This is a genomic window from Nocardia sp. NPDC004278 (assembly GCF_053602975.1).
Window position 1 is genome coordinate 19652 of the sequence record NZ_JBSGEQ010000065.1, and the last position, 7755, is coordinate 27406.

General features: G+C 66.8%; 6 protein-coding genes and 1 tRNA gene. 3 read left to right on the forward strand and 4 right to left on the reverse strand.

All coding sequences use genetic code 11. From position 1 onward, the window contains the following. Window positions 1–78: 78 nt before the first annotated feature. From thrC to argS, 4 genes are read right to left on the reverse strand one after another with little or no spacing between them, the layout of a single operon-like run. Window positions 79–1227 (reverse strand): threonine synthase, encoded by a 1149-nt coding sequence (gene thrC / locus ACWEO2_RS42630; protein WP_452410585.1) that lies wholly within the window; start codon window positions 1225–1227, stop codon window positions 79–81. Then, complete coding sequence (locus tag ACWEO2_RS42635; protein ID WP_452410586.1) at window positions 1224–2630, reverse strand: homoserine dehydrogenase; 1407 nt, start codon at window positions 2628–2630, stop codon at window positions 1224–1226. Before ACWEO2_RS42635 ends, thrC begins: the two co-directional genes overlap by 4 nt. Then, window positions 2627–4045, reverse strand: coding sequence for a diaminopimelate decarboxylase (gene lysA, locus ACWEO2_RS42640; RefSeq protein WP_452410587.1), 1419 nt, complete (start codon window positions 4043–4045; stop codon window positions 2627–2629). Before lysA ends, ACWEO2_RS42635 begins: the two co-directional genes overlap by 4 nt. Further along, complete coding sequence (argS, locus tag ACWEO2_RS42645; protein ID WP_452410588.1) at window positions 4042–5700, reverse strand: arginine--tRNA ligase; 1659 nt, start codon at window positions 5698–5700, stop codon at window positions 4042–4044. Before argS ends, lysA begins: the two co-directional genes overlap by 4 nt. Window positions 5701–5812: 112 nt before the next feature. Between argS and ACWEO2_RS42650 the strand changes: the two genes are divergently transcribed. The 3 genes from ACWEO2_RS42650 (at window position 5813) to ACWEO2_RS42660 (ending at window position 7706) form a co-directional block, all read left to right on the forward strand. Then, window positions 5813–6775, forward strand: coding sequence for a DUF3105 domain-containing protein (locus tag ACWEO2_RS42650; RefSeq protein ID WP_452410589.1), 963 nt, complete (start codon window positions 5813–5815; stop codon window positions 6773–6775). Further along, a complete protein-coding gene (locus tag ACWEO2_RS42655; RefSeq protein WP_452410590.1) occupies window positions 6776–7507 on the forward strand; it encodes a DUF305 domain-containing protein in 732 nt (243 codons plus the stop codon). A 126-nt stretch (window positions 7508–7633) separates the two neighbouring features. After that, window positions 7634–7706 (forward strand) — tRNA-Arg (locus ACWEO2_RS42660). The last annotated feature ends 49 nt before the right edge of the window (window positions 7707–7755 follow it).

The window sequence follows — 7755 nt, forward strand, 5'->3', positions numbered from 1 at the left end:
CCGCCATGACCAGAGGGCGCTGTGAGATGATTCGCTCGCTGCGCTCGCTCATGCAGTTGGCTCTCGCGCGAATTCAACTCAGGCCAGCTCGAGCTCGTGGGCGACCGCGATCGGGTCGACCGGAATAGCCTGTACCTGCGGCATTCCCGCGAGCGCGTTATCCGGATCCTTGAGACCGTTGCCGGTCACCGTGCATACGACGGTCAGCCCGGAATCCAGCCAGCCCTCGTTGCGCGCGGCGAGCAGGCCCGCGATGCTGGCCGCGGACGCGGGCTCGACGAAGACACCCTCGGTCGCGGCGACCAGTCGGTATGCCGCCAGGATCTCGTCATCGGTGGCGGCGCGGAAGGCGCCACCGGACTGCTCCTTGGCCTCCATCGCGCCGTTCCAGGACGCGGGCGCGCCGATCCGGATCGCGGTGGCGATGGTCTCCGGCTCCTTGACCGGGGCACCGTTGACCAGCGGCGCGGCACCGGCGGCCTGCACACCGAGCATGCGCGGCAGCCCGCTGGTGATGCCGTCGGCGTAGTACTCGCGGTAACCGCGCCAGTAGGCGGTGATATTGCCCGCGTTGCCGACCGGAAGAGCGTGCACATCGGGGGCCTTGCCGAGCACATCGCAGATCTCGAACGACGCGGTCTTCTGACCCTCGATGCGGGCCGGATTCACCGAATTCACCAGACCGACGGTCGGGAATTCCGCGGTGACCTTGCGGGCCAGCTCCAGACAGTCGTCGAAGTTGCCGTCGACCTGGATGATCTTCGCGCCGAGCATGACGGCCTGGGCCAGCTTGCCCATGGCGATCTTGCCCTGCGGGATCAGCACGGCACAGCTCATACCGGCGCGGGTCGCGTAGGCGGCGGCCGATGCCGAGGTGTTGCCGGTAGACGCGCAGAGCACCGCCTGCTGACCGCGGTACTTCGCATCGGTGATCGCCATCGTCATGCCGCGGTCCTTGAAGGACCCGGTCGGATTCAGGCCCTCGACCTTGAGATACACATCACAGCCGGTCAGCTCGGACAGGTGCGGTGCCGGCACCAGCGGGGTGCCGCCCTCGTACAGGGTGACCGGGTCCCAGTCGGCGGCGCCAGCCAGCCGATCGCGGTAGGCGGCGATCAGGCCGGGCCACCGGGAGTGGACTCCGACCTGTGGCGCGACGCCAGTCGTCTGCCCACCCGTCGCCCGGCCACCACCGTTCACAGAATCGCTGCGCGATGCTGTCGTCATTCTTTGGTGCCTTCCAATCTCAGAACGCTGGTCACGGATGTGACGGACGCCATCTCCGCCAAGGCGGCGACGGTATCCGCGAGCGCCGACTCCGACGCATGGTGGGTGACCACGACCAGGCGCGCACCCTCGCCGTGCCCTTCCTGACGGACGGTGGAGATGCTCACCTCATGCTTGGCGAATTCGCCCGCCACCTTGGCCAGCACCCCGGGACGGTCTGCCACCTGCAGGTTCACGTGGTAACGCGTGGGCGTATCACCGATCGGCGCGATCGGTAGCTCAGCATAAACCGACTCGCCCGGAGCACGGCCACCGTAGAACTTATTGCGGGCGGCCATCACCAGATCGCCGAGCACCGCGGAGGCCGTCGGGGCACCGCCAGCGCCCTGACCGTAGAACATCAGCCGACCGGCGTTCTCGGCCTCCACCACCACCGCGTTGAACGCACCGGTCACCGCGGCGAGCGGATGCTTGCGCGGGATGAGGGCCGGGTAGACGCGCACCGAGACGCGCTCCTTGCCGCCCTCGTTCGGACCGGGTTCACCGGGGCCGGCGGCGACCCGCTCGCAGATGGCGAGCAGTTTGACCGTGCAGTCCAGCGCGGAGGCGGTCTCCAGGTCCTCCGCGGTGATCTTCGAGATGCCCTCGCGGTACACATCGGCCGCGGTCACGCGGGTGTGGAAGGCCAGCGAGGCCAGGATCGCGGCCTTCGCGGCGGCGTCGTAGCCCTCGACATCGGCGGTCGGATCGGCCTCCGCATAGCCGAGGCGGGTGGCCTCTTTCAGGGTGACCTCGTAGTCGGCACCGGTCTCGTCCATGGCGGAGAGGATGAAGTTGGTGGTGCCGTTGACGATGCCGACGACCTTGTTCACCCGGTCACCGGACAGCGACTGGATCAGCGGGCGCACCACCGGGATCGCGCCCGCGACGGCGGCCTCGAAGTACAGGTCGGCGCGGCTGCGCTCGGCGGCGGCGGCGAGTTCGCCGGTGTAGTCGGCCAGCAGGGCCTTATTGGCGGTCACCACGGATTTGCCCGCGTTCAGCGCGGCCAGGATGAGGCGGCGGGCCGGATCGATGCCGCCGATGACCTCGACCACCAGTTCGACATCGTCGCGGGCGACCAGCGCGTCCGCGTCGGTGGTCAATAGTTCGGCCGGAATGCCGCGGTCGGCGTCCAGGTTGCGCACCGCGACACCGCGCAGCACCACTGGCGCGCCGACCCGGGCCCGCAGGTCATCGGCGTGATCGCGCAGAATCCGCACCACCTCGGTGCCGACATTGCCCATCCCGAGGACCGCGACGCCGATCGGGCGATCGGTTCCCCACACTCCGAACTTCGCGGCTCCGGGCACACTCGCCACCCGGCCGCCCGTGATCGAATCGCTACGCGATACTGCGTTCATTGCACCTCCAGGCTGAGCAGATCCGCCACCGTTTCCCGGCGCAGAATGAGTCGCGCTACGCCATCGCGCACCGCGACGACCGCCGGCCGAGTCAGCTGGTTGTACCGGCTGGACATCGAATAGCAGTACGCGCCGGTGGCGGCGACGGCGACCAGGTCGCCGGGGCCGACATCGGCGGGCATCCACGTGTCGCGGATGACGATATCCCCACTCTCACAATGCTTTCCGACGACCCTGGCGACCACGGGCCCGGCCTCTGAGGAGCGTGAGACCAGGCGGCAGTCGTAGTCGGCCTGGTACAGCGCGGGGCGGATATTGTCGCTCATGCCGCCGTCGACGCTGACGTAGCGGCGGCGCAGTCCGCCGTCGAGTGAGACGTCCTTGATGGTGCCCACCTCGTAGAGGGTGACGGTGCCCGGACCCGCGATGGCGCGGCCCGGTTCGACGGCGATCTTCGGCTCGGGCAGTCCGGCACGGCTGGCCTCGGTGGCCACCAACTTGCGCAGGCTCGCGGCGAATTCGTCCAGCGGCGGCGGATCGTCATTGGGCAGATACGAAATACCAAGGCCGCCACCGAGATCCAGCGTAGCGATCTGCACGGTGCGCTCGATGCCGAACCTATCGATGGCCTCGCGTAGCAGGCCGAGCATGCGGCGCGCGGCGATTTCGAAACCATCGATTTCGAAGATCTGCGAGCCGATATGGCTGTGCAGACCGACAAGTCGGAGATTATCGGCCTCGAAGACGCGAGCCAGTGCCGCCATGGCATCGCCGCCCGCGATCGAGAAGCCGAACTTCTGATCCTCGTGTGCGGTCGAAATGTATTCGTGGGTATGGGCTTCCACGCCGACGGTGACCCGAACCAGCACATCCTGCACGACACCGGCGTGGCCCGCGATGGCCTCGAGGCGCTCGATCTCGATCAGCGAATCGACCACCACATGACCGACACCCGCCTCGACCGCGGCCGTCAACTCAGCGGTGGATTTGTTGTTGCCGTGCAAGGCGATTCGGTTCGCCGGGAAACCCGCGTGTAGCGCGACGGCCAGTTCGCCGCCGGAGCACACATCCAGTGACAGGCCCTCGTCGCGGATCCAGCGGGCGATCTCACCGCATAGAAATGCCTTGGAGGCGTAGTGCACTCGCGCGTCCGGGCCGAAGGCGGCGACCATATCGCGGCAGCGGGAACGGAAGTCGTCCTCGTCGATGACGAACAGCGGGGTGCCGAACTGGGCGGCGAGTTCCTGTACCGAGACCCCGGCCAACCGCACGACGCCGTCGGCGTCACGAGAAGCATTGCGCGGCCAGACATTCGCGGGCAGATCGATCATCTGCCCGGGACCGCTCGGACGCTCCGCGAGGCTGGGTGCGTGCGGGATTTCTGCGTGCCGGGGACCGGCAGGATGGACACTCACATGCGCTCCGGTGCACTAACGCCGAGCAGCCCGAGGCCGTTGCTCAGCACCTGACGGGTGGCATTTGCCAGGGCGAGCCTGGCGGCATTGGTCGGGGTGACGGGTTCATCGCCGAGGGGCAGCACCCGCAGATTCTTATTGGTCTGGAACCGGTGGTAGGCACCGGCCAGTTCCTCCAGATACCGTGCGACGCGGTGCGGTTCCCGCAGACTCGCCGCACTGGCGACCGCACGCGGGTACTCGCCGATGGTGCGGATGAGTTCACCCTCTTCATCGGCGGTGAGCAGACCGAAATCCGGTGTCACCGTGTCGTATTCGAATTCGGCGGCGTTGCGCGCGATGGACGCGGTCCTGGCGTGGGCATATTGCACGTAGTAGACCGGGTTTTCGTTGCTCTGACTGGTCCACAGATTCAGGTCGATATCAATGCTCGAGTTGACCGAACTGCGCACCAGCGAGTAGCGGGAGGCATCGACGCCGATGGCCTCGACCAGGTCGTCGAGGGTGACCACGGTGCCAGCGCGCTTGCTCATCCGCACTGCCACACCGTCTTTGACCAGGTTGACCATCTGCCCGATCAGCACCTCGACGGTGGCCGGATCATCGCCGAACGCGGCAGCGGCGGCCTTCAACCGGCCGATGTAGCCGTGGTGGTCGGCACCGAGCATGTAGATGCACAGGTCGAACCCGCGCGAACGCTTGTTCTGGAAGTAGGCGATATCACCAGCGATATAGGCGGCATTGCCGTCGCTCTTGAGGACCACCCGGTCCTGATCATCGCCATATTCGGAGCTGGCGATCCACCAGGCCCCGTCCTTCTCGTAGAGATCGCCGGAATCCTTGAGCTTGGTGACGGCCTGTTCGACGGCACCGGATGCGAACAGCGAACTCTCATTGAAGTACACATCGAAGTCGGTGCCGAATTCGTGCAGCGACTCCTTGATGTGGGCGAACATCAGCTCGACGCCCGCGGCGCGGAACAGCTCCGTCTGCTCCTGTTCGGGCAGGGTCAGCGCCTCGGGGTGCTCGGACACGATCTTGGTGGCGATCTCGCCGATGTACTCGCCCGCGTAGCCGTTCTCCGGAGTCGGCGCGCCGGTGGCGGCGGCGGCCAGCGATTTGGCGAAGCGGTCGATCTGCGCGCCGTGGTCGTTGAAGTAGTACTCGCGGGTCACGTCGGCGCCCTGCGCGGCCAGGATGCGGCCCAGCGCGTCACCGACCGAGGCCCAGCGGGTGCCGCCGAGATGCACCGGACCGGTCGGATTGGCGGAGACGAATTCCAGGTTGATCCGGGTGCCCTTCAGGGCGTCCGAGGTGCCGTAGCTCGCGCCCGCGGTCAGCACCTGGCTCAGAATCGCGCCCTGTGCGGACGCGGCCAGCCGGATATTCAGGAAGCCGGGACCGGCGACCTCGGCGGTTTCGACGGCATCGGCGTTGGCGAGGGCCTCAGCGAGCCAGGTCGCCAACTCGCGCGGATTCGTTCCGGCCTTCTTGCCTACCTGCATGGCCACATTCGTGGCATAGTCGCCATGTTCCGGATTACGGGGGCGCTCCACATTGACCTCGTCGGGCAGGACCGCTGGGTCCAGTCCATGTTCGACAAGCACCTTCGCCGCGGTCGCGCGAAGGAGATCTGCAAGGTCAGCTGGAGTCACGAGTCTCTATCCTATGGTCTGGGCAGGTGTACGCCTCGAGTGGGCACCTCGGCGGAGCACTCCGCAACCACCCAGCACCATGGATCAATACATGGAAAGAGCACAGCGAGCTATGCCGAGCAGCACGAGCGCCAAATCGGCCAAGGCCGTCCGGGCCGCGGGAAAGGTCGCACCTTCCCGCAAAAAAGGTGACGGCAAGATACCGATGGGCAAAGGCCCGTTGCGGAAGCGCCAGATCCCATGGCTGGTCATCGGTGCCGCCGTGGTGATCGTCGCACTGATCGGGGCACTCGCCTTCAGCCTGGTGCCGAAGTACCGGGACAAGGCCGAACTCGAGAAGTTCACACCGACCGCGCAGAAGAAGGATCCCTCGGATCAGATTGCCGGGGTGACCAAGAAGGATTACCCCGCTGGCCTGCATGTCGCCGGGACACAGCGCGTCGCCTATGACCAGACGCCGCCGTTCGGCGGTCCGCACGACCAGGTCTGGGCGAACTGCATGGGCGTGGTGTACAGCAAGCCGATTCGGGTGGAAAACGCGGTGCATTCGCTCGAGCACGGCGCGGTGTGGATCGCCTACAACCCCGACAAGGTCGACGCCGCGGGTATCGACGCCCTGAAGCAGAAGGTCGAGGGGAAGCCGTTCACGCTGATGTCGCCGTTCCCGGGCCTGGCGTCGGCGGTCTCGCTGCAATCCTGGGGTCACCAGCTGAAGCTCGACAGCGCCGACGATAAGCGGGTCAACCAGTTCATCACGGCACTGCGCGAGAACCAGTACGCCTACCCCGAGGTGGGCGCGAGCTGCTCCAACCCCGCCTTCGACGCGAACAATCCGACGCCGTATGACCCGACGCCGCCCGGACCCGACGCGGTTCCGATGGACGGCAAGGGCCTGAGCCAGGACCAGACCGAACTCGGCGGCGCGGCCGGTGGGCTGCCCGGCATGCCCAATATCCCCGGCATGCCCAATATCCCCGGCGTGCCCAATATCCCCGGCGTGCCCAGCATCCCCGGCGTGCCGAATATCCCGGGCATGCCCACCGGAATTCCGACCCAGCCCACGGAAGGTCAGTAGATGCCCGCCGATACGGATATCGAACCGGACATTGCCACCGATTCCGCGGGTTTGGGCGCACAGGCGCAGCGGCAGCGCACCCCGCTGCTGGTACTCGGCGCGATCGGCATTCTGCTGATCGGATTCGCCGTCGGCGTGCTCGCTCGGCTCCCGCTGGACGGCAATTCCGAACCCGATCCCGGCGCGGTCGATATCGGATTCAGTCAGGACATGTCGGCGCATCATGCGCAGGCGGTCGAAATGGCCGGTGTCGCGCTCATCGGCTCCACCGATAACGATGTGCGCAGGCTGGCCTACGACATTCTGACCACCCAGCAGGGCCAGATCGGCCGGATGCAGGGGTGGCTGCAGATGTGGGGTAAGCCGAATCAGAATATCGACGGCTTTATGGGCTGGATGACCGAACAACCCGGCCACGCGCACTCCGGCGTGGGTGCCACCTCGGGCCACACCACGTCCGGTCCATCATCATCGATGCCGGGCATGGCGACCACCGCGGAGCTCACCGCATTGCGCCAGGCCACCGGCCCCGCCCTGGACACGATGTTCCTGCAACTGATGCTGCGCCACCACCAGGGCGGACTCACGATGATCCAGTACGCGGCCCAGCACGCGGAAACCACCGCCGTGCGCACCCTCGCCGCCGCCATGGCGACCACCCAGCAGGGCGAAGCCCAACTGATCACCACCATGCTCACCGCACGCAACGCGACGCCACTGCCGCTGAACTGATCACAGGTGTCGGGCCGGAACCGAAACTCCCCGGCCCGGCACACTTTTTGGCGGACGCCGATCAATGCGATACGCTTGGCCCCGCCCGATCGCCCGCCACACCCGGCGCCGTTCGAGATCTATCCCGCCCTCGTAGCTCAGGGGATAGAGCGTCTGCCTCCGGAGCAGAAGGCCGCAGGTTCGAATCCTGCCGAGGGCACGCACGAAAAAGGCCCCTGACCAGCATTCAAGCGATCAGGGGCCTGTTT